Below are 21,474 nucleotides of genomic sequence, written 5' to 3'. Positions count from 1 at the left end.
GAAGCGCCAATCAGCCGGCGTTCGCCATCACTTCTTTGTAGGCGCGGTTCGCGCGCATCTGGACGGCGCGGATGCGCCGGTTGACTTCGAGCGCACGCTGCTGACGCTGCGCCGGATCTTCATCGGCCAATGCCTCTTGGCGTTCCTTGTAGAGCGCCTTGATCTCCGCGTTCGCCGCCCTCATCAGATCGGCGCGGTGCTCCACGCCCGGGTTTGCTGCGTCGAACCCATCGAGCGTGCCCTGCTGCTCCGCATACTTCCGCTCGTTCGCAAGCCGGTCGATGTCCGTCGAGTTCTGGCGGAACTGCGTCATGTCCTGCGGCACCGGGCCAGAGCCGAACGACCGCACGAGCGGAAGGTCGCTCAGGTGTTTGTCGACGTCGGCCTTCTCTCCCATCGCGTCGATCGCTTTGATTGCGTCGAGCGCCCCGCCGCCTCCGTAGCTGCGCAGCAGGAATTGCAGCGTCTCGGGATACACGTCGACACCCGCGCTGTCGTAGAGCTGTTTCGCGAGCCCGCGGAACAGACCAGAGGTTTGCGGCCATGCCTGTTGGAAATGCAGCTTGTTCCCCGTCCACTCGTCCGGCTTGTGGATCGGATTGCCCTGCCCGGTCTGATTCAGCGCGAGCTGCAGCAGCGGTTTCGCGATGCTCGGGGCGAACTGCTGCATCGCCCATTGGGACAGGTCTTTCGACGGGTCGATGTCAGTCGGCTCGACCGGGCTGAAGTTGGAGAGCAACCCATCCTTCAGGACGTTGCTGAGAAACGTACCGGCGTCGTCGGCGCCGTCGGCATAGCGATGTGTCGCGGCTGCGAGCGTCAGTGCGATGCGCTGGAAGCCGAAGCCGACCGGGAACTTGTAGCCGCGCCCGTCCGGGTCGGACGGATCGATCATCGTCAGGAAGCGTCCGGACTGCGACAACGGCACCTTGTTCAGCCGGTCGACTCCGTCATCGTCCTGGCCGCCCATCGCTTTGAGCGCGCCGTACATGCCGTACATCAGCGCGAATTGCGCGAGCATCATTGCGGCACCGCGCGGGGTGCGCAACGCCTGAGACATCCGACGTGCATCGAACAGCGCCGGGCCCGCGAAGGTGTACAGCGCGCCGAGCTGCTGGCCGAGTTTGCCCTTCGTTTCGAAGTTCATCGTGTTCTTGGCGTACAGCGCTGCATCCCGCTCTGACACGCCAGACTCAACCAGCGCCTTGAACAGCGACACGCGCGACGTCATCTCCATGTGCTCGTTGACGCGGTCGACGAAGTCACCCACTTTCTGCGCCGCGGCTTTCGCCTTGTACTGCGCGTTCACGCCGGCCAGCTTTCCGAACTCGTTCTCGATGTTCTTCATGATGTCGTCGTTGAACAGGTCGGTGTACTGCGTCGCACCGCCCAGATCCTCGAACCGCTCGAGCCAATGGTGGTACTCGCTGCCCGGCTTCACACGCCACTGCGGCATGAAGGTCGCGTTGTTGGCGAACATCCGCCGCACAGCCCCCAACTTGTCGGCCGTCGGCGCGTCCGCCATCACGAGCGACGCCATCGACTGAACGTCGCGCAGCTTGTTCATCAGCGGGAACATCGGATTCCAGCTCGTATACACACGCGACAGCACGCGCGTTGCCTTCAACGGCAGCCCCATCAGACCGTCGATCTGCGCCCGGTTCGCGCCCTTCAACGCGTCCATCACCTTCTGATTCCCCACATGCACGATCGTCGTCCTGTCCCCCTCGCGCAGCACGACGGCGTCCGGCGACATCGTCGCGTTCGGCTTCACGCGCTGCTTGACGATCCCGTCCTTGTCGACATACTTCTCGAAGATCTCGAAGTTGGGTGCCTCGTTCACCTTCGCCGACATGAGCGCTTTCGCGCCGGGCGCGTCCTTCACGAAGCGCACGAAGTCTTTCTTGAACTGCTGCATGCCGGCGTTGCGGATCGCCGAGTCGGCGGCCGTCAATACGTTTTGCAGCGGGTTGTCGGCGAGCGTGCCGCTACGGCCCATCGCTTGCTTATCCTTCGGAGACTTGAGACTGGCGCCCCCGCCAACAGGCAGCGAGCCGCCGTCATCGACTTCGCCCGGATCGCCATACAGCGGCAGATACCAGTCGTATTTCGGGCGCCCCGTTTCCATCTCGGGCGTGAGCAGGCCTGCATCGCGCAGCGTCTGGTCGCGATAGTCGAGCATCGGTTTCAGGTGGTCGCGGTACAGCCCCTCGTAGAATTCGACGAGGCCAGGCGCCGACTTCCGGAAGTGCTGTTCGAATGCCGCGATCTCCTCGTTCGTCGCGCCGGACCCAGCCAAGTCCTTGCCGGCCGTCTTGCGCGCAATCTCGGCGTTTCGCTCGCGGCCATGCTTGACTAGGTTCCCGATCGTGCCGACGTCCTGCAGGAACTGTCGGTATCCGTGTTCCTTGTACCAAGGCAATTTTTCGAAGTCGCTTTTCCACGCGTCGCGCAGCGTGCCGAGCATCGGGTCGACACGCGACGATTCGAAGTCGTGCAGCGTCTTCTGTGTCGCGGCCTCGAACGTGCGCATCGTGTTCCGAAAATCGCGGCCCGCCGCCGTGTTCCCGCTGCGCCGAATCACCTGCTCAATCGGATTGCGATAGTCAAACAGCGCCGTGGTCGCGTCCTCGAGCCACTTCGGCTGCGGTGCGGACGCACCTTCCGACAGCAGTGTGCGCGCAGCATCCTTCGTCGGTGCAGGGTTGCGCCACATCTCGCGCATGCGCTCGACGACGGTCGGCTCGTGGCCGGCCATCGGCACCGGAGCGCGCACGGCGCCGGCGCGCGAGAACATGGGATTGCGCGGTTCGGCCTGACGCGTATTGGCGAAGGCGGTCGCCGCTTCCGGGTCCGCGATCGACGGCCGCCCCTGTTCACGCATGTACGCTTGCGCGTCGCGCAGCATCCCCGCAATCTCTGCGTCGGTCGTGTCGCCGTGCAGCAGGCCGATGCGATTCAGGAACTGCCGCACGCCGTCGACGACACGGCGCACGATGCTGTTATGCATGTTCCGCTCAGCCATCATCGCGATCATTTCGCGCGCGCGCCGGTCAGCCGACAGGCCGGGCTGCGTGCGATCCACTTCCGCGCCGATCTCGCGGAACACCTTATTCCCGAGCCGTTCGGCCGTCGACACCTTCGTCGCGAGATCGCGCATCGCCGCACGACCGACCATGTTCTCGATGCCGTAGTGGCCGATCAGCTCGTGGCGCGCCACGGCGCGCGCACGGTCCGGACTCGCGATGTTTTCGGCAATCAGCGCGACGCGGTTCGTGCGCGGATCGAAGAAGCCTTCGACGTCGTCCGCGCCCTCCCGCCGCGCCTGCTCGCGCACGTAGTCCGGCGCATCGTCGATCGTGTCGTACACATCGACGTTATGGTTGAAGGTGTCATCGGCAATCGCTCGGCGCACGTCGTCGCCAACCATACCAACGCCGTCGCCACGCGAGAGATCCGCGCCGCCCGGCTGCCGGTACATCGACTCGCTGACTTCGAAGTCGCGGTTGCGGCCCTTGTTCTCGACGAAGCCGTGCCGCCGATAGAAGTCACGCAGCCGGCCTACAGACGTCGCACCGAAGTCCGTCGACGGCGACAGCGCGATGCGAGCGCCGTGCTCGTCAGCGTAGTGGGTCAGATCGCGCATGAACGCCGAGCCGACGCCGCTCTGTCGCTCGCCGTCCGGTACGACGATGCGTGACAGCGTAATGGTCCCGTCGCGCCGCTCGCTTACGTCGACTTTCAGGCCGCGAGCTTCCCACGCGTCGCGCAGTGCACCGAGACTTTCGTGCGACCCGGCGGCCCCAGAAACAGAAAGCCCCTCACTCGGAGGGGCTTGTCTGCGTGAAAGGTCGGCATCTGGGGGCGCTGCTATACTACGTTCGCTTCCTGCACCCGTCGCCCGCCAGCTACTCGCTGTGGCGCGCGTATCGGTGGACCCGGCATCCGCTGGAACACTCGAATCAGGAGCCACGAATCCAGCTCCCATTCTGTCTTGGGCAGGCGTAGAGTCAGAATGTGTAGGGCGTCGCGTACCGGAACCGACCGGCGTCGCACCTGGATTCCCCTCATGCACTTCATATCCTGAGACGATCCAAGCGTTGCTACCCGCGCGCTTCGTCAGCAACACCTCGGTCGCCCCGTGTTGCAGCTTGAGCGACTCCACATTCCCGAGACTTTCCCGCTTCCACTCGTGACCGCGTGCAACAGTCGTCACGACATTGTCGAGCAGCCTCACAACACCAGCGTAATCGAGGCCGTCCTTCCGTTGGCGAGCCTCGACGATATGCGAGATCCCCATCGCACCCTTGGTCTTGCCTGAAGGTTTGACGCGACCGGTGTCGCCCCACACAAAATCCACCCACCCGAGGCCCGACCGAAACATTGCGCGATGCACGCTTCGGCGCTCGGTCAACGCCCGGTTCATCGCCGTCCGGCCGCGCTTGATGTTGGCGTCGACGGACTTCTGAGCCGACCGCGAAAACAACGGCTCCTGTCCGGCCGCCGCCGCGCGATCGGCATCGCGATCGCTGCCGGTCAGCCGGAAATCCTTCGCCTGCTCGTCGGCCTGCGCACGCCGATCCACGGCGCGCTGCGCATCAGCATCGGCCGCCGCGCTCGCCCGCTGTTGCTCATCACGCGCACGAAGCTCGGCCGGCGTCGGGTTCGTCAGCAGCGGGGCGTCATCCGCTCCGGTGGACTCCGCGCGCGCCCGACGCTCCGCGACCTTCGCCTGCACGCGCGCCGCGGCGGCCTGCCGTTCTTCGCCGGCGCTCGGCAATTGCGTTCGCAGCTCGTGATAGCGGTCGCGCTCGGCGGCCGTCATCCAGTCCGTTACCAGTTCGCGGTCGCCGATGCTGTAGCCGGTACGGGAGGGCAAACCCTCTGCGTCGCCGCTTCGCTCCCGCTCGCGAGCCTGCGCCTCGATGCGATCCATCTCCGCAACGACGCGCGCGCGACGTTGCTCTAGGCTTTCGGCTGGTTCGCTGCCGGGCCATGCAGCTTCGCCTGATCCGGCGGACCCGACTTCTTCAGCAGATCGATCGTCTGCGCGTCGCCCGGTGTCAGCGGCTTGCTGTACAGCACCCGATTCAGCAGGCTCACCCCCGACGGTGACGCCCAGATCTTGCGGCCTTGCGGTGTCATTCACGTTCTCCAGTACTTGCGCGCGCGTTGCGCGCTCGACGCTACCGAACATATCCTCGGTCGGCTTCGTCACCTCGTTGTGTGCGAAATCGGCCACGCGCTGCAGCGCCTCGCCGATGCGCTTTCCCGATCGCGCATTGTCTGCGAAAAGACGCACGAACGCACGAGCGTCCGGCGTCATCGCAATATCGCCCTGCCGCGCGAAGTCCTGCAACTTCACGCCCGAGCGCCGCGCATTCACTGCGAGCCGCGCGGCGTCCGTGACGAGCGGCCGCACGTCAAGGTCGCCAGCTCCATCAAGGCGCGCCATCGCGCCGGCCGCGCTCGCCATGCCGCCGAGCACTGTGCGGGCCTCCGGGTCCGTGGCCTGCGCGTACAGGCGTACCAGCTCCGGATCGCCATAGGCACGCTGGAACGTCGCCGACATCAGCCGGTCGATCGCCTGGCGCGTCGGCGACCCGTCAGGGTTGAGCAGGCCGACGCGTTCGCCGACCGGCATCGATTGCACGAACGCGCGCACGGAATCGGGCGTCGGCTCACCGGCGTCCGTGAATTCGAGTGCGTCCAGATTCACGCGCTGCGCGTCGGTCGATGCTTGTTCGACCGGCGACAGCGCCGCGGTGCCGGCCGTGTTCGACACGTCGCCAATGTCGTGCGTCACTGCCTCGCGCGGCATCACGCGCACGAGCACCGGGTTGTGCATCTTGGCAATCACATCCGGCGAGATCCCGGTCAGCGCCGCGTCGGCGCCGATGCCCGTGCGGTAGCCGCCTGCCGTGCCACGCTCATACGCCGCTTGCAGCGCCGCGACGCGGCCGTTGCCCGCGATCGCGCGCATGCGATTCGGCTCGCCCTGGGCGTAGCCGGCATTCGGCACACCATCAGCGCCGTTCGAAGGCAGCAGCGTATCGGCGTCGACGACCGCGTACTGTACAGGGATGCGCCGCCCGTCGGCCGCGACGCTGAAATCCTGTCGCCCGAGCTGGTCGGCGGGAATGGCAACGCCCGAATTGGCCTCGACTACGGGCGCGCCGTTCGCGAAGTCTCGCGAGAACGACAGCCGGCCCGCGTCAGGGTTCGCGGCGATCGCATTCATCTGGCCGATTGCACCGGCACTCGCGCGGTCACGGTTCTGGAGTACGAGCGGGCGCGCGTCGCCGGCCGACGTGCCGGCGTCCGTAGCGCCAGTGGTAGGTGCAGACGGCACGCTCGACGCATCCGCCGCACCGGCATCGCTCGCCGGCTGGCCGCCCTCGGTGGCCGGCAACGTCACGCCATCGTCAGCAGCGGCCGGCGCGTCGGCGCTGCGCGTGCGCGCATCCTGCGACGCCCGCACGTCGGGCGACAGACCGGTATCGAGCGCGGATTGCCGAGCGGCGCGCGCGTCGGCCGATTCTTGATAGGTCGGTTGGCGCGCGCCGCCCGCGGCGTCGACGAGCGTGGCACCGCTCGCGTCGGGCATATCGGGCGCCGGCAACGCGGCAAGCGTCTCAGGGGCCTCCAACTGGCGGGGCTTTGCCCGTTCCTGCACGCGAGCGAGCAGCGCCTGCGCTGCACGACCGATCGAGTTCTGCTGGCGCGCCGCGTCCTCGAGCGTACCGTTGCGCAACGCCGACGTCAGGTAGTCGGTGGCCCACTGCCGGTTGTACACCTTCGGCAATGTGCCGAGCGCTGCCGTCACGTCGTCCGGTACCGCGTTGTAGGCCGATCCCTCGACCGTGAAACCCTGCGGCGCGGCAGGCGCGTCCGGGCCGCCAAGTCGGTATGTCGGCGCGGGAAGCGCGAGAACCGGCGCGGCCGCATCTTGCGCCGACGCTACGGCGTCTGCCGATGCGTCCGCCGGCGCAGCGTCGGCGCGGCCACCGTGCGAACCGCCAAGCGCCACGCCCGTTACGCCGCCGAACAGTGCGCCGGTGGCCGCCGCCGTCCCGACCCCTTCCGACAACGACTGATTCGGCAGCGCGCCGCGCGCGGCGATGTTCGACGCCAGTTGCGTACCCGCGCCCTGTCCTGCTTGCCACCCCGCCTCGAGCGCAGTCGCTGCCGCACGCCCGACGCTGGCCGGCGCACCAGCGAGCGCACGCTCAACCGGACCGAAGCGTGCACCAACAGCATTGAGCGCCGCGGCGCCGCCGATCTCCGGAAGGTTCGACACGAATGCGGTGCCGAGCTGCTGCTTCGCATCGGCCTCGCTCACGCCCGCGTGGCGAAGCTGCGCATATTGCGGGCTCTGTGCCATCAGGTCGCCGTCCGACATGCCCGTGATCTTGTCGAACAGGTTGCCGCGTACCTGGCCGCCGCCCATCGCCCCGCCGAGCAGCGTGTTCGCGGCGAGTGCACCGCGCGCGCCCAGCCCTGCGGCGCCCGCAACCCCGCCGGTTGCTGCGATCGGCGCGATCATCCCGCCCGCTTCCGCCGCACCCTGCAACGGATTGCGCACGTAGTAGCTCAGTGCCGGCATGATCGCGCTGTCGCCGCGCGCCTGAGCGTCGGCAATCTCACGGTCGCGGCGCTTTTCCTCGTCCTGCATCACGGGCGAGTATTGCTGATGTCCTTCCTTGATGCGATCGCCCAGCCAGTGCGACACGCCGGACGACGGATCGACCAGATCGGACACCGACTTGATGCCGCCGAAGATTGCGTTGCCGGCCGAGATCATCGTGTCGTTCGCCGCTTGCAGCATCGTGCGCGTCGGAGCCTTCGGCTTGTCGACGGCGTACTGCTGATCGAAGAACGAGCGCAGCGTATTCGCATCCTCGCCATGTGCCGCGGCGATGTCCGGGATGACGTTGTTCCGATACGTGTCCCAGAGCTGCTGCCTGTTCACGGAATCGGTAGCGTCGTATCCGTTCGCCGACTTATAGTCGTTCCAGCTCGGCGCAGCCGGCCCGACCTGTTGCGGGCCAGTCTGCGCCGGCGCCGCCTGAGGCGCGATCTGATCCATACCATAAACGGCAACCGGCGGCGGATCGTACGAGCTGAGCACACCAAGCGCGCGCAAGCGCCCCGCGGTGTCCTCGGTCGCGATGTTGTAGGGGTTCAAGGTATCAGGCATTTTTCACGATGCTTTTAACGTAACTGTCCACCCACGATCCCCAATCCGGAACCGTGGTCTGCTGCGCGGTTGCGCCCTGCGGTGAGGCGGTGCGGTCGAGCGCGGTCTGCTGGTCGAGCAGTGGCTTGGATATCGATCCTGGCGCCATCGACACACGCGTCGCCGCGGCGCCGCCCATCATGTTCGGATCGATGCCGTACATCGAGGCCATGTCGTCGTCGGCTCCTGCCGCCCCGCGTGCCGCGCCATCCGAAATGCCGGACGCTGCGACCGGCGTCCCGGTGAGCGCGCCATACGTGGTCGCCATCTTCGAGACATACCGGGGATCTTCGGCATAGCCGCCCTGTTTCAGTGCCGTCGCAAAACGTCCCACGTCACCACCCGCGCCGACGGCATTCGGGTAGCGTCGCTGGATCATCGCCGCGTAGTCGTCAGCGAATGCGTTCGGTGTCGCGTAGGCGCGATATGCATCGTTGGACCCGGTTGCGTTATCGCGCGCCCGCACCCCGCCGCCGCTGAAATCCTTGATGTTGCCGAGGTTGTTCGTGCCGGGAATGACGGACTTGCCCCAACCGGTTTCGAGTCCCCACTGCGTGAGCAGCACGTTCGGCGCGACGCCGAGCTGCTCGCCGGCGCGCTGCGCGACAGCGCCGTACGTCCGCACGAATTGATCTTTCGGGCTTCCCATCAGTACCCCTTCGTGTAGCGATCGAGCAGTTGCTGAACCGCGGCGCCTTTCGCGGTGGCCGCCGCTGCCTGCTCAGCGCGCGCCCGCTGATCTTCGGCCTGCCACCTCGCGACCGAGAGCGCCTGTTTCGACCGGTCTAGTTCTCCTTGCGCCTGTCCGAGCAGCCCCACCAGTTGCTCACGCGCCTCTGCATACCCCTTCGGCGGATTGAGCGGCCCATACACTGTCCGCGGCCCTGCGTCGGCATCCATTTGCCGAAGCCCGGCCATCAGGCTATTGACGCGCGCCGTCGCGGCATCGAACGCTTTCTGATGATCAACGGCGGGCGCGGCTGCGGCGGGTTGCGCCGCGGCCGGCGTCATCGGTCGCGCCGCCGCCGGCTGTGCAACGGGCGCCGCGTTGACCACTGCTGGAGCTTGCACTGAAGGTTGCGCCGGAACTGCGGGGGCCGCGTGCGGCACCGCCGCCGCGGCCGGCAGGTATGGCGAGGATGGCATCGCGCTTGCGGCAGGCTGCATTGGGTTGGCGATAGTGCCCGTCGTGGCCCCGCCCGGCGACGCCCCGGTAATTGCGTTCATGCCAGACGTGCCAGCGCTCGGTGCGCCGGCCGCCGCGCCGCCCTCCAGTTGAACCCGGAGCGCGTTGTACTGCTGGCTCAATTGCGCTCCGGCCACCTTGTCGCCTCGCTTGAAGGCATCGTTCGCAGCTTTCCGAACACTTTCCATCTGCCCGAGAATTACCTTCTGGTTCGGGCCGCCAACGCCGGTCTGCCCCCAACGCATCTGATCGTAGCGATCGCGCTGTGCGAGCTGAGCGTTCGTGCGCGCGCTCTGCGCGGCCATGTCCTCCAGGTGCAGACCGTACTGCGCGGATGGGTCGACGTTGCCGCCGAACGCAGCGGCCGATGGCACTGCGCCGCCGCGCGAGAACGGCAGCGAACGATTGCCGGCGGCGTCCGTATAGACGATGTTGCCGCTGTCATCGAGCGTCGCGTCGATACCGTAACCGGCCGCACCGAGCCCGTCCGTCGCGAGACTGCTACCGAGATTGCCGCCCAGCGCCGCGCCGAGATTCGTTTGCTGCAAGCCCGCGATTCGGCGATAGTCGGTCGCCGCGTTCTGCAGGTACGGGTTCGCCGCAACCTGCTCGGGCGCGAGGTTGTTCGAGACGTAGTTCGCGACGTCGACGGGATTCGTGATGCCCTGCTGCGCGGCCTGAGCGCGCAACGTCTGGATCGAATCGTCGGCGGCCAGCTTGTGAAGGTTCACACCGGTCTGCTCTGCGTTCGTCGCAGCAGTGTTGGTGCCGGCCTGCACCATGTCGTCATAGCCCTGATTGAGCGTGTCGAACTTGATCGAATTGCCGAGCGCGTTCGCGTCTGACGCAAGCATTCGTTCGGGCACCTGATAGCCCTTCATGAAGGCATCGGTCATTTTGTCGTAGGCGTCCACGCCTGACATGAGATCGCTGTTGCGGGTCCTGCTGAAGTCGCCCGCAGCGTCCGCGATTCCGTAATATCCCATAGCCGTCTACCTTTATGCGTACGTGGCCGTCGGCCCGAGTGAGTTCGCATCCCACATGGACGAAGCGGAACCGGTGCCCGAGCCGAAGCCATAGCCGAGGCCGCCGGAGCCCATCATTCCCGCGCCGCCGAAACCAGCGCCGAAGCTTGTAACGCTCGAGAATCCGCCGAACCCGCCGATGCTTGAACCGCTACGCGCGCCCTGCGTCGAGCTGACCGGCGACGGTCCCATGTATGCGGAAAGGCCGGCTCCCATCACACCGCCAAGCCCGGACAGGATCGCGCCGTAAAACTGGTTGCGCGCGGCCAGCTCAAGGTCGGAGCCACGTTGCAGAAGCGACGCGGCCGTGCCGATGCCTTGGATAGCTTCGGCAGGCATCCCGCGCCCGATGTTGAACAACTGGAGCTTGCGGTTGAAGTAGATTTGCTGGCGGTCGAACTGGCGGTTCTCAAGGTAGCGCCGCACGCGCTCCTTCGCCTCGCCGCTCGCGCGCGCCTGATCGATCACGAGTTGCCGATCAGTCGCGATGGTCGCGCCGATGCAGTATCGATTGCGGCGGCGTTGCGCCTGCTGCTGCGCGTTCGAGAACTGTGCGCGGATCTCGACTACGGCGCGGTTAGCCTCGTCCTCGATCGGCTCGGTGTATTCCGGGCGCGCGCACTCGGCATCGATCGTCGCATCCTCGCACGGCGCGAAATGCGCCTTGAACCGCGCGTATTCCTCTTCGGCGATCGTGAGCTGCCTGTTCGCCAGATCGTATTGCTTGTTTGCCGCGTCCTTCGCCGCTTCGAGCGCGTTGTTCGCGAGCAAAACTTGTGCAGCAGCATAGGCAGCTTGAGCGACGGCCCATGCCGTCAGCCACTCGTTCTGCCACTTCGTCCACGCGTCAACGTCCTTCTGATGCTGTGCGCGATTCGCGTCATCGTTCGCTAACGCCTTCGCCGCCCACGTGTCCGCGTTCGCCTGCTGATTCAACCAGACCTGGTTGAGCGCGCCGTAGTAGCCCGACTGCAGCGGATCGGCCATGCCCCCCCAGTTGGTAATTTCAACCGCGTCAGCCATGTCTCACCCTCGCGTCAAAGAACCTTGCGCAGCACCGTCGATGCTCTCGCATAGCCACGTGAAGACGCGGCCGCCGCAAAGCGCTCGCCTGCATCGCCAAGTTCCGCGAGACATTCGAGGCGTTCCGCTTTCTGAGCAGTCGCCCAGGCTTCGAACGCCTCGAGCAGCGCCGCTTGGTTCTCTGCGTTTCGTGCCGACGGACGCAACCACGCGAACACCTCGCGCGCGGTGCGCACGCCGAGAAAAATGTCGGTCTCGATAACGGCCGCCATAAAGCCGCCGACCACGCCGTCAACAGTGAGCGCAGCAAAAAATCGATGGTCGGTTCCGGACGCGACCGCCGAAATACCCTGAGCGACCAACATCGGGTTGCTCTTCCCGCCGCCGGCCTCGGCCACAGCATCCGGAAGCAGTTCGAGAACCGATTGCAAATGCGCGAATGACAGATCACGTTGCGCGAAAACCTTTGTGGTCATACTGCTCCTGAAATAAAAAACCCCGCCGAAGCGGGGTTGAGTTTTTAATAACGTGCAACTACACGTGATTAACGATAATCCGGTGGTGCGAGTAGCGGGAACAGCGCTGCAGCCAAGATGAAAAAAGCACCCAAACTAGCGGACGCCCACAACACCATAGACCGCGCTCGCGAGTATTTGATCGACTCGCCCCGCGCGAACGATGCGCCCAACACAATCATGGCCGGAATAGCCCCGATCACGCCTCCAAGCATTTTGTAGAAAACGCCAGCGCCAAGGAGCGCGGTAGCCCAGAGAACACCATTAATCAGCATTCCGTTCCATCCCGTCGCAAGTCCCAATTTCTTCATATTGGAAGCTACAAGGCATGCCGACGCAATCGAAACGGAAAGCAGAACAGCAAGATACGGTGCCCAAGTAACGGGTGAACCGGAAGTATTCGCACTCACTGGCTCGAGACGACCTGATGGCTGAATAGGTCTGTCCGCGCTGTACTTTTCATCAAAGAATGACTGCAGCGTACCTACGTCCTCGCCCTTATCCGCCGCGATACCGAGGATCACGTCGTTTCTATAAAAGCTCCACTCTCGCAGTTTCGCCGAGTAGTCGAGCGCATCGTAGTTCGTCAAGGTCTTATATTCGGGCCACGACGGGAGCGCAATGGCTTGCGAAGCCTGCAGAGCCGCGCCCGCGTCTGCCGGTTTGTATGTCTGACCTGATGCAACGCTCGCATATGCGATCGCCAGAACAGCGGCCAACGCAGCCAACAATCTACGCATTCTGAACCCCTCCGAGAAATAATCCTGTCGATCAGCCGACGATAATCGAGCGACGAGCGCTGAACCGTCAAGGATTGTCAGATGTCAGCGACTGCAGGAACGCATCCGCGCCGGCCGAGGTCGAGCCGGTACCCGAACCGCCCGCGAGCTCGCGCATACTCGTCGCGAACTTGATCTCCCGCACGGTTTCGACACCGAACACCTCGACCGCAAAATCGAGCTTGCGCTGATTCGGCGGCAGCCGGAACGGCTTCGAGTGCTTCACTGGTCGGTCGAATACCGCGCGCCCGTCGGTCACGAACCGGAACTGAACACCGAAGGGCGCGACCCGCGGCGCCGGATAGTTCGACAACGTGACCTTCGCCGCGGCGAAATTCATCTGCCCGGGCGCGGCGGTCGTCTTGCTGCGCCAGCGATACGGCATGAAGTCAGCGCCGGCGTCCCATTCGTGAATCACGTTACCGAACGCGAGATACAGCTTCCCGTCGCGCGCCGTGTGCAGCGCGTTCGGCGTGAGCGTCAACGGCATCAGGTCGTTGTCGGGAATCCCGTCGTTGTCGGTTCCGTCCCGGAGATCGAACAGGAAGGCCCGATTGCACGTCACGCCGATGTACTGGCCTTCGACCGTCGCGCCGATCATCGTATGGGGCAGCAGTGCCTGCCAGTCGTCGAGCGCCCACCACGGCGCGGTCGCGAGGTTCATGCGCTGGCCGGCCAGCGAAACCAAGCCGGCGAGACTGGCATACACGACGCCGCCCGGAACCTGCGCCGCGCTCTTGCGCGACGCGACCGGCGCGGCCTTCGGAAACCGGAACACCTTGCGACAGCACGAGCCATCAACGCAATCCTCTGCGATCGCATAGGGATGCCCGTCCGTCATCGCGTACAGCACACCCTCCTGCCACTTCAGCGCCCGCACGTTATCGTCGAGCGCCAGCATGTAGTCCATCGGCCACGCCTGCGGCTGGTACGGCTCGCAGAACCAAACTTGATTCCCGACCGATCCGGCGAGCACGCCGTCCGGCAACTGCGTGATGTTCGCAAGACCGTCCGGCGGCGGCGAGTACTGCATCGACACCAACGCCTCGCCGAGCTGATCGGTCCGCGCCGCGTCGACGTAGCTCTGCGCGGCCGCCGGCAGATCCGCGACGACGAGCCACGCGGTCGGCGTCGCTGCCCCCGGCTTCGTGCCATCGTTGAACCCTTCAGCCAGGCGATACAGCCGAATCCCGGAGATGTCCCACCCGACGGGCGGCGCTGGAATATCGATCCGTGCGGCCGCGCCTTCGTGCATGTCCAGCAGCTCATCGCTAGGCAGCGACGGCGCGCCCTCCTGCCCGAAGCTGTCAAGGTACGTATACAGATAGATGCGGCTCGACGTCGTAAATTCGGGCTTCGTCGCGTCAAGAGCCGTCGCCGTCGGCGCAGTATCAGGAAGTGGCAACCCCACGCGCCGCCAGTCCATAACGCAGCCATCGGCGGGCAGCTCAGCCGCGACCGGGTACTCGAATGCACCGGTTACATACACCCGCTCGCACGTCGGCAACCACTCGGCAACGTCGACACACTGGTCGTCCCACGCGAGCCAGCAGCAGTCGAAACGGTGCATCGTCCGCACGACGAGCCCCGCGTCATGAACCGGCAGCGGCCGGCGGAACGGTTCAAGCACGCCGTGCCAGAGCTTGCAGTCCGCGGCGTCGGCCGCCATGTTCTCTTTCAGCAGCGTGGGCTCGTATCGTGGTACCACGCCACCAAAGCGGGCAATCTTGACGGCCGGCATATCAGCTCGACGCTCCGCAACCCGTGCAGCAACCGCCGCCGCTATAGACAATGTTCGTGCCGGACTTGATGGACACAATCTGTCCATCCTTCACGGTCACCGTCGCATTGACGAATTCGCCGTCGGCTATGGGGTTCGGTACCGGCTCGGCGCTCACACATCCGCCCTCGTCTTGCGTGAATGTCTGATTGCCGGAGCGCCATTGCGTATTACCGCACGCTGGCACGTCAATCGTCACGCTGCAATCCTTCTTCGTCACGGTGACACGATCCGACCCGGGAACCACTTCGCACACTGCGGGCTGTACTCCGCCGAGCCCCTGCTGAATAAAGTCGGCGAGGTTCTGTGCCGTCCAGACAAACGACACGCACGTACCGATCGGCGCGCCGCGCGCGACCGTTCCCTCCTCGCTACGCTTGATCGCGACCGCGCCGTCGACGATTCCCGTCGCCATCACGATCTCGTGCTGGTGCGCGTCGCCGACCCATAACCGCGTGTAGTCGCCGGCCGTCGCGAGCGCGGCGGCAACGCGTGCCACGTCGGCCGCCGCCAACGGCAGAATGAGGTCATCGGGAAGCAGGCGCGCGTTCAAGCGCGCATTGAACCCCACCATCGGTTTGAACATCAGCAACCCCTCGGTACGTCATAAGCAGGAACATAGATAACGGGAACCGGATCGCAACCGCAGCCGACGTCGCAGCCGCCGCGACATCCCGGCTGCGTCGCGTCGATCGGCCCGCACTCCGTGCGCTCGATATTCTCGAAGCCGGTCACGGCGCACTCGTCACCAAGCTGCGCCAGCAGCTCGCCGCAGGGTACGCCGGCCGCCTCGATTCGCACCGAGTACAGGCCGGGGGCCAGGCATCGGATGCGTCGGTCCCACTCGAACACAACACGCAGATCGTCGTCACGTTCGGCTGCGCGGAAGCGCAACGGAGCGTCGCAGGTGCCCGCGCGGCGGATCTCGAGCGACACGCACGACGGCTCGACCGAGCACGCATGCGCCGACTGAATCGAAAACGCGGTCTTGGCAACCGACCGGTCGAGTCGAATAACGGAAGGCCGTCGCATCGCCACCTCACACAATGCGCGGCGCTGTCGCCGTGAGCACGGCGCTCGTATCGCTGCGCAATGCACGCACGCGGGCGCGCACGATCTTCTCGTCGAAGCTACGCCCGCGCTGCGCCGCGAGCTGGAACGACGTGAACTGGTAGTTCGGTAGCTGATAGATGCGCGCGAGCGCGCCGTCCTCAATCGCCGACTGCCAGTCGTCGTAGAGCAGCGAATCGACATCGCACGCGTCCTGTGTCGGTGAAGCCGACAGCCGGATCTCAATAGCGCCCGGTCGATCGTGATGCGGCACGTGAGACAGCCGCAGCATGCCGTCGGCGACAGTGAACCGCACGCCCCTGTGCATGAATACGATGCTGTTGCGCTGCCCGCGGTACGGCGTGCAGTCGACGGCCACCTCGTTGATCCGGACGACTTGCTCGCGCTCGTCGCCCCAGATCGGATACTCGGTAACGCGCGCCTGCAAATCCACGATCACGCGTCGACGCAGAATGCTGCTGCGCGTTGCGAAATCGATGCAAGCCTGCCGCACGTACGCCTGAGCCATCGCTTCCGGAAGCCCTTGCGCCCCCGCCATCACAAACGGCATGAACTGGTCGAGCGGCACGAATTCAACGGGGTTTTCCATTGCTCGTCACCTGTTTGGTATAGCGGTCATAGATCTGCTGCGCGGCGGCCATCATGTTGTTGAACGTCGTGTGATGTTCGGTCGAGCGCATCGCATCGGTAGCGCTCTCGGTGTCTTTCCCGTACGCCCGGTACAGCATCCATTCGATGACCGCGTTGTGATAGATCGGCGGTACCGACAGCGCACCATCAACTTCCGCGCGGTCCGGCACGCTCGCATATACGACAACGGCCTGAACCTTCTTGCCCGGCGGGACTGGCGGATCAACGTAGAACGACGTCTGATCGTCCGAATCGAACGAGAACGATCGAACAACGTAATCGCCCGTCGATCGCCGGCAAGCCAGCGACTCGAACCAGTTCGCCGCGATGCGCGTAGCGGCCACATCCGTCGCCGACGGCTGGCCGATCGTCCGGCCGTATCGATCGACCGTGCCGGCAACGCGGTAGAACGCGAGTGCATCCGCCGGCAGCGTCTGGCGCGCGCCGGCTACCAGGTCGATCGTGTGCGGTTTCGAGAACTCAGACACGCGCCACTGCGTGATCTGAATCGCTGCATCGTTCGCGTATTCGACGAGATCCGACTCGGTCCAGTGGGTGAACTCGAACCCTTCCTCGTCGTCGTTGAGCAGCGCCGCCACCTCGCGCACAACATCGCGAACGATCATGCTCACGGCGTGACCTTACGCGCGCGCTTCGCGCCGGCGTCGCCGGCCGAGGTCTGCGCGTCGTCCTGCTCCGCGTCGCCCGACGTACCGCCGTTCGTGCCGGTATCCGCGGGCGGGTCGCCGGCGTCGCTCGTGCCACCGTCGCTACCGGACGTACCCGGCCCGTTCGCGCCTTGAGTGCCCTGCGCATCCTGCAACTGGTGCGTCAGCACTGCGACCTGCGCCTCCAGCGCGGCGCTTCGCTCGCGCTCGTCCGACAGTTCCGATTCCAGTTCAGCGACACGCCCGTCGAGTTCTGCCGAGCGCGCGAGCGCGGCGTCGAGCTCGGCCTGCAGCGGCGTCAGCGTGAATGCGACGCCGGCGCCGATCGGCGCCGTATTGGCGCCGCGGTCCTCGCCGAGTCCGGACAGCAACTTCTGGTCGTGGCCGGCGGCGGCATCGGTAATGATCGTGCCGGTTTGCTGCTGCGGATTGCCGATCGGCGTGAACTGCCGGGTATCGGTGTCGTAGTGCCCGGGCACGAGGCCCGGTTGAAAAGCGAGCGCGGCGTGAGCCGGGTAGACCTTGCCGTGTGCGTCACGATAGGCGAACTGCTTGGGCATCGTATTCTCCTGCATCAAAAACAAAGGGCCGCACGACGCTCGTGCGGCCCGTCTCAACGTCTGGCGTACCTGTCGGCCGCCGGTCAGTTACCGACCTTCGGCACGATCAGCAGCGGCGTCACCCAGAACCGCAAATCGGTCGGCACCTGCGCCGGCCACGAGGTGATGAGTAGGTCGAGAATCTCGTTGTCCTTCAGCCACACCGGCGAGCCGAGCAGCTCGCAATGGGAGTCGACCGTTGCAGCGGTGAACGTGTCGATCGTTGCACCCCCGAAGTGGGTTTTGATCGTGAACGCGGCGCCCGGCGCAACGTTCTCGACGCCCCATGCATAGCCCAGCAGCAGCGAGCCGGCAGGAATTGCGCACGCGCCGATGGTGTCACCGGACTGCAGCGGAGTGTTCGCCGCGTTGATGCGCTCGAGGTACTGCTGCAGGCCGGCCTGCCGACGCGTGTCGCGCAGGCTGAAGTCGAACAGGCGTGTGTTAGAGAACACGCAAGGCGTCTTGTGTGCCGCCTGCTGAAGGTGATCCGTCGCCGGCAGCGGTGCGGCGGGGTACATCTCCTGATTCGGGTTACGGACGACATTGCCGCCGTGATGGAGTGCGTGATACGTCATGGATAGCTCCGTATTCGATCGGCCGCGCGCGATCGCCTCGCGCGCGGCGTCGTGTTAGAACGTCGCGTAGAGCGCGGCGAGCGCGTCGCGCAGGAACGGTTTGTGACCGTAGACCCACAGACCGCGATAAAACTTGCCGAAGCTGTGCTCCATCGTGATGATCTCGTGGTCCTCGAGCTGCTGCGCGAAACCGGTCGCCTTCTTGTTGCCGGCGACGATCCAGTACGCGGTCTTGCCCGTCGCGATGTCCTGCACCTTCGGCACCTGATCGGTGAAGTACATGTCGAAGCCCATGATCTGCAGCGGGAACTTCCCGTTGAGAATCGGGGACTGCGACATACCCGTCAGGTATGCAGCCTTCAGGTCCGACGACATCAGGGCATTGCGCGAGACGTTCGGCATAACGACGAACATCTCGCCGTCCTCCCAGCGGCACGCTTCGCGCAGCACGACGTCGAGGCGCGTGAGCACTTCGATTACGTTCGCGCCCGTGATCGGCACCGGGTTGCCAATCTCGCCGAGATCCTGGCTTTCCGACTCGCGACCGGCGTTCATGCCCTTGTTCGTCGGTGCCGTTTCCAGCGCCATGCGCATGAGCACTTCCGGATCGAGCAGGCGCTTCATGTTGTAGTCGGCGCGCTTCAGGAACGATTCGACCCACTTGTCGATGAACGTGATCTGCTTCTCATCGATCCGGTCGAGCTTGACGTTGTAGTACTTCGCGCGGTCAACAACCATCGTGACCGACTCGCTTTCGAGTTCCTGCGGCTGCAGCGTGCCGTTCTTCTGGTACTCGTTGATCTCGACTTCCGGCTCGATGAAGTACGTGATCTGGTCGCCGCCCTTGTTGAGGTCGCCCGTGTAGTCGGTGTTCGTGATGTCGCCGACCACGAACGAGCAGTAACCGCGCGCGATGAGGCGGTCGCCAAACTGCGGGGTGATGAGAACGTCCGCGTACTGCGAATAGCCAGCGGAGGATTTCATGCCTTACTCCTAATCTTTCGACACGAGACCCCGGCTCCGGGCCTCCTGAAATTCTTTGTCGAACTGCATAAACTCAGCCTTGGTAATGCGCCCAGTGCGCATGCTGTCGACACGCGCGCGATAGTCGCTTTCCTTGAATTTGGCACTGGGCCTGCCAGTGCCGTTTGATGCAGTTCGGTCCGGTGTTGCGAATTGCGCAAGCCCGCCGGCGTCCGCGGATGACGATGCAGCAGCCGCACCGCCGGCAGCCGCCGCTGCGGTAGTGCCGGTGTCGGTCGGCTGCTGTTGGCTACCCTGCTCGGTTTTGAAGGTGTCGAAGATCGACACGACGCCGGCCAGGTCGCGCTCGTTGTGCGCGTTCACCAACGCGTCCTGAATCCTCAAACGCGTGAGCGGGATGTTGCGCTGCAGGTACTCCTTCCACGCGGGACTCTGCGTGATGGCTTCCATCTCGGGCACGCGCGATCGCACGTCCCGCACGAACAGGTTCTCGTTCAACTGCCCCACCGCGTCGCTGCTCGTGCCATTCGCCGTCTGCAACTCGGCGATCTGCTTGAGCAACGGCGCCGTCGCGCGCGCGATCAGCTTCTCAGCGACCGGCGCGAAGTCGCCGTACATGGCTTGTTCCTCGTCGGACAGTTCGGGCAAAGCCGGCTCGCTCGCCGCCCCACCTTGACCGCCCGTCGGCGTGCCACGTGCGCCGGCCTCGCCGCCGCCCTGAACTTGCGTGAGCTGCTGTCGCGTATTCGACAGTTCCTGCCGTGTTTCCATCAGCAGGTCAGTGAGCTGCGACGCGCCGCGCGCACCTTCCTCTGCCGTGGCGAGCAGACCTTTCAGGCGCGTGACTTCCGCTTTGTAGCGGCCCTCCATGCGCCTGAAGTTGTCGTCGCCGCCTGAGCCGGCGCCGCCCTCCGCACCACCTTCCCCGGTCGGGTTGAGGAGTTGAGACGACGCGGCGCCGCCGTCCTGCCCGGTCGAGCCATCAGGCTGCGTGCCCGTCGTGGCTGCGGCCGTAGGAGTGGCGGCATGCGGATCGGTATGTGCGGCGCCCTGCGCGCCTGACGTCGTGCCTTGCTGTTGCGTGGCCGGGGTGGAGGTGGCTTGCGTGCCAGCCGTGCCGGTTGCCGCGTTGGCGATCGGAGCGCCGTCGGTCGCGCTGTACTTGTCCCGCAGATGTCGGGGGAGTCCCATAGCAAAAATCTCCGTGAGCCGCCGTGAAAGCGGATGTCACAACAAAAAGCCCGCGAGGGCCGAGCCAGGTCGCGGGCGAAAAAAAACCGACGGACATCGCTGCCAGCCGGTGGATTGGTGCGGGCGTGTGCTCGCGCTACTTCTTGGCGGTAAGGGCGTCGATGACGCCGGACAGCGCGCGGACTTCACCCTGCAACCGACGCACGGCCAGTTCGTCATCGGCGCACGCGCAAGCAGCGAGCGCACGAACGTGGTTCTCGCCCAGCCATTCGAGCAAGATCTCCCACGCTTGCGCGCGACTCTGTAGCTGCTCGATCGCGAGCAACTGCTGTGCGTTCGGCCGCTTCAAACCAGACCCGCGCCGCCGCAGTTACAGGTTTTCGCAGGCACGGCAATACCGCCGCCGCCTGCATTGCGCGCCGGCGGCGTGCGCGGTTCGTCGGGGCGCTCGAAGCGATTCGGCACGGACTTCTGCACTACCTTCGGTTTCGGAATAGATGTTGAGGTCTTGGTAGCTTTCATGGATCACCCGATCTTGACGACGCCGACATAGCCCTGCGGCCGCACCGTGTGCGTGTTGGTTTTCGCGAAACCGAAACAAGCCTTGTTGTCCTTCACGCCGACGCGCCGCACATCCGACATCGACAACGTGAAGTCTTCCGGCTGATTGTCCAAGCGCTTGAAATACAGCGCGTTGTACTGGTAGACGCCCGGGAACCCGAAGCTCTGGTCGAACATGAACGACGCCTGCCACGTTTCGTTCTGCACCATCTGGCCGTCGATTGTCGAAATCACGTGCGCGCCCGAGAACGCAAGATATTGGCCCTGCGGCAGAACGACGTAGCCGTTTCCGTCGATCGTCACCGGCAGCGAGCCGTCACCGCCGATCGACATGTCGATCCGATACCACGAGCCCATATCAACCCCGAGTCCGCCATTTTGCTGCGAGCTATGCCCGACTTCCCATCGGTAATACGGCAACGTTGCCCCGGCTGCGTACAGGCCGCCATCACTGCCGCGCGAAAGCACATTGAGCGCATCCGCCGAGATGGATTCGGTGGCAAACAAGCCACCATCCGAACCGACTGCAAGTCGGTTGCCGGCATCTGCGGACAGAGCGACCGTGCCGCCTGGCAGCTTGTCATCGGCGCCAAGGGGGGAATGCTGACTCCCGTTGAGAACGATCGGTGTTTTCGTCGCCATGCT

General features: G+C 65.1%; 18 protein-coding genes. All 18 read right to left on the bottom strand.

Annotation, left to right across the window (positions count from 1 at the left end; genetic code table 11):
• Positions 1-10: 10 nt before the first annotated feature.
• Positions 11-8,200 (bottom strand): LPD38 domain-containing protein, encoded by an 8,190-nt coding sequence (locus G3O06_RS07815; RefSeq protein ID WP_205815647.1) that lies wholly within the window; start codon positions 8,198-8,200, stop codon positions 11-13.
• The gene (locus tag G3O06_RS07810) at positions 8,193-8,888 is read right to left on the bottom strand and encodes a glucosaminidase domain-containing protein (RefSeq protein ID WP_205815646.1); all 696 of its coding nucleotides are present in this window, start codon (positions 8,886-8,888) and stop codon (positions 8,193-8,195) included. Before G3O06_RS07810 ends, G3O06_RS07815 begins: the two co-directional genes overlap by 8 nt.
• The gene (locus G3O06_RS07805) at positions 8,888-10,411 is read right to left on the bottom strand and encodes a hypothetical protein (protein ID WP_205815645.1); all 1,524 of its coding nucleotides are present in this window, start codon (positions 10,409-10,411) and stop codon (positions 8,888-8,890) included. The genes G3O06_RS07810 and G3O06_RS07805 overlap by 1 nt, the downstream gene beginning before the upstream one ends.
• A 12-nt stretch (positions 10,412-10,423) precedes the next feature.
• Positions 10,424-11,473, bottom strand: coding sequence for a hypothetical protein (locus G3O06_RS07800; protein ID WP_205815644.1), 1,050 nt, complete (start codon positions 11,471-11,473; stop codon positions 10,424-10,426).
• A 14-nt stretch (positions 11,474-11,487) separates the two neighbouring features.
• Positions 11,488-11,949 carry a hypothetical protein gene (locus G3O06_RS07795; protein WP_205815643.1) on the bottom strand — a complete coding sequence of 154 codons (462 nt, stop codon included), beginning with the start codon at positions 11,947-11,949 and terminating at the stop codon, positions 11,488-11,490.
• Positions 11,950-12,017: 68 nt separating this feature from the next.
• A complete protein-coding gene (locus G3O06_RS07790) occupies positions 12,018-12,728 on the bottom strand; it encodes a hypothetical protein (RefSeq protein WP_205815642.1) in 711 nt (236 codons plus the stop codon).
• Between the two features lie 67 nt (positions 12,729-12,795).
• On the bottom strand, positions 12,796-14,508 hold the full coding sequence (locus G3O06_RS07785; protein WP_205815641.1) for a hypothetical protein: 1,713 nt from the start codon (positions 14,506-14,508) through the stop codon (positions 12,796-12,798).
• A 1-nt stretch (position 14,509) separates the two neighbouring features.
• Positions 14,510-15,133: a hypothetical protein gene (locus tag G3O06_RS07780; RefSeq protein WP_205815640.1), complete on the bottom strand. Its 624-nt coding sequence runs from the start codon at positions 15,131-15,133 to the stop codon at positions 14,510-14,512.
• Entirely contained in the window at positions 15,133-15,483 is a 351-nt protein-coding gene (locus G3O06_RS07775; protein WP_205815639.1) for a hypothetical protein, read from the bottom strand. Before G3O06_RS07775 ends, G3O06_RS07780 begins: the two co-directional genes overlap by 1 nt.
• A gap of 103 nt (positions 15,484-15,586) precedes the next feature.
• Positions 15,587-16,186, bottom strand: coding sequence for a hypothetical protein (locus tag G3O06_RS07770; RefSeq protein ID WP_205815638.1), 600 nt, complete (start codon positions 16,184-16,186; stop codon positions 15,587-15,589).
• Between the two features lie 4 nt (positions 16,187-16,190).
• Complete coding sequence (locus G3O06_RS07765; RefSeq protein WP_346779496.1) at positions 16,191-16,874, bottom strand: DUF6682 family protein; 684 nt, start codon at positions 16,872-16,874, stop codon at positions 16,191-16,193.
• Positions 16,875-16,876: 2 nt separating this feature from the next.
• Entirely contained in the window at positions 16,877-17,476 is a 600-nt protein-coding gene (locus tag G3O06_RS07760) for a hypothetical protein (RefSeq protein WP_205815636.1), read from the bottom strand.
• A gap of 83 nt (positions 17,477-17,559) precedes the next feature.
• Positions 17,560-18,093 carry a hypothetical protein gene (locus G3O06_RS07755; protein ID WP_205815635.1) on the bottom strand — a complete coding sequence of 178 codons (534 nt, stop codon included), beginning with the start codon at positions 18,091-18,093 and terminating at the stop codon, positions 17,560-17,562.
• A 54-nt stretch (positions 18,094-18,147) separates the two neighbouring features.
• Positions 18,148-19,077: a hypothetical protein gene (locus tag G3O06_RS07750; protein ID WP_205815634.1), complete on the bottom strand. Its 930-nt coding sequence runs from the start codon at positions 19,075-19,077 to the stop codon at positions 18,148-18,150.
• Positions 19,078-19,086: 9 nt separating this feature from the next.
• Positions 19,087-20,268, bottom strand: coding sequence for a hypothetical protein (locus G3O06_RS07745; RefSeq protein WP_205815633.1), 1,182 nt, complete (start codon positions 20,266-20,268; stop codon positions 19,087-19,089).
• A gap of 136 nt (positions 20,269-20,404) precedes the next feature.
• A complete protein-coding gene (locus G3O06_RS07740; RefSeq protein WP_205815632.1) occupies positions 20,405-20,617 on the bottom strand; it encodes a hypothetical protein in 213 nt (70 codons plus the stop codon).
• Complete coding sequence (locus G3O06_RS07735; RefSeq protein ID WP_205815631.1) at positions 20,614-20,790, bottom strand: hypothetical protein; 177 nt, start codon at positions 20,788-20,790, stop codon at positions 20,614-20,616. Before G3O06_RS07735 ends, G3O06_RS07740 begins: the two co-directional genes overlap by 4 nt.
• Positions 20,791-20,793: 3 nt before the next feature.
• Positions 20,794-21,471, bottom strand: a complete 678-nt coding sequence (locus tag G3O06_RS07730) for a hypothetical protein (RefSeq protein WP_205815630.1) — start codon at positions 21,469-21,471, stop codon at positions 20,794-20,796.
• Positions 21,472-21,474: the final 3 nt, after the last annotated feature.

It is taken from the genome of Burkholderia sp. Ac-20345 (genome assembly GCF_017104825.1).
Taxonomy (GTDB): domain Bacteria; phylum Pseudomonadota; class Gammaproteobacteria; order Burkholderiales; family Burkholderiaceae; genus Burkholderia; species Burkholderia lata_B.
Note: the sequence above shows the minus strand (reverse complement) of the source record. Positions and strands in the feature narration are given on the sequence as shown.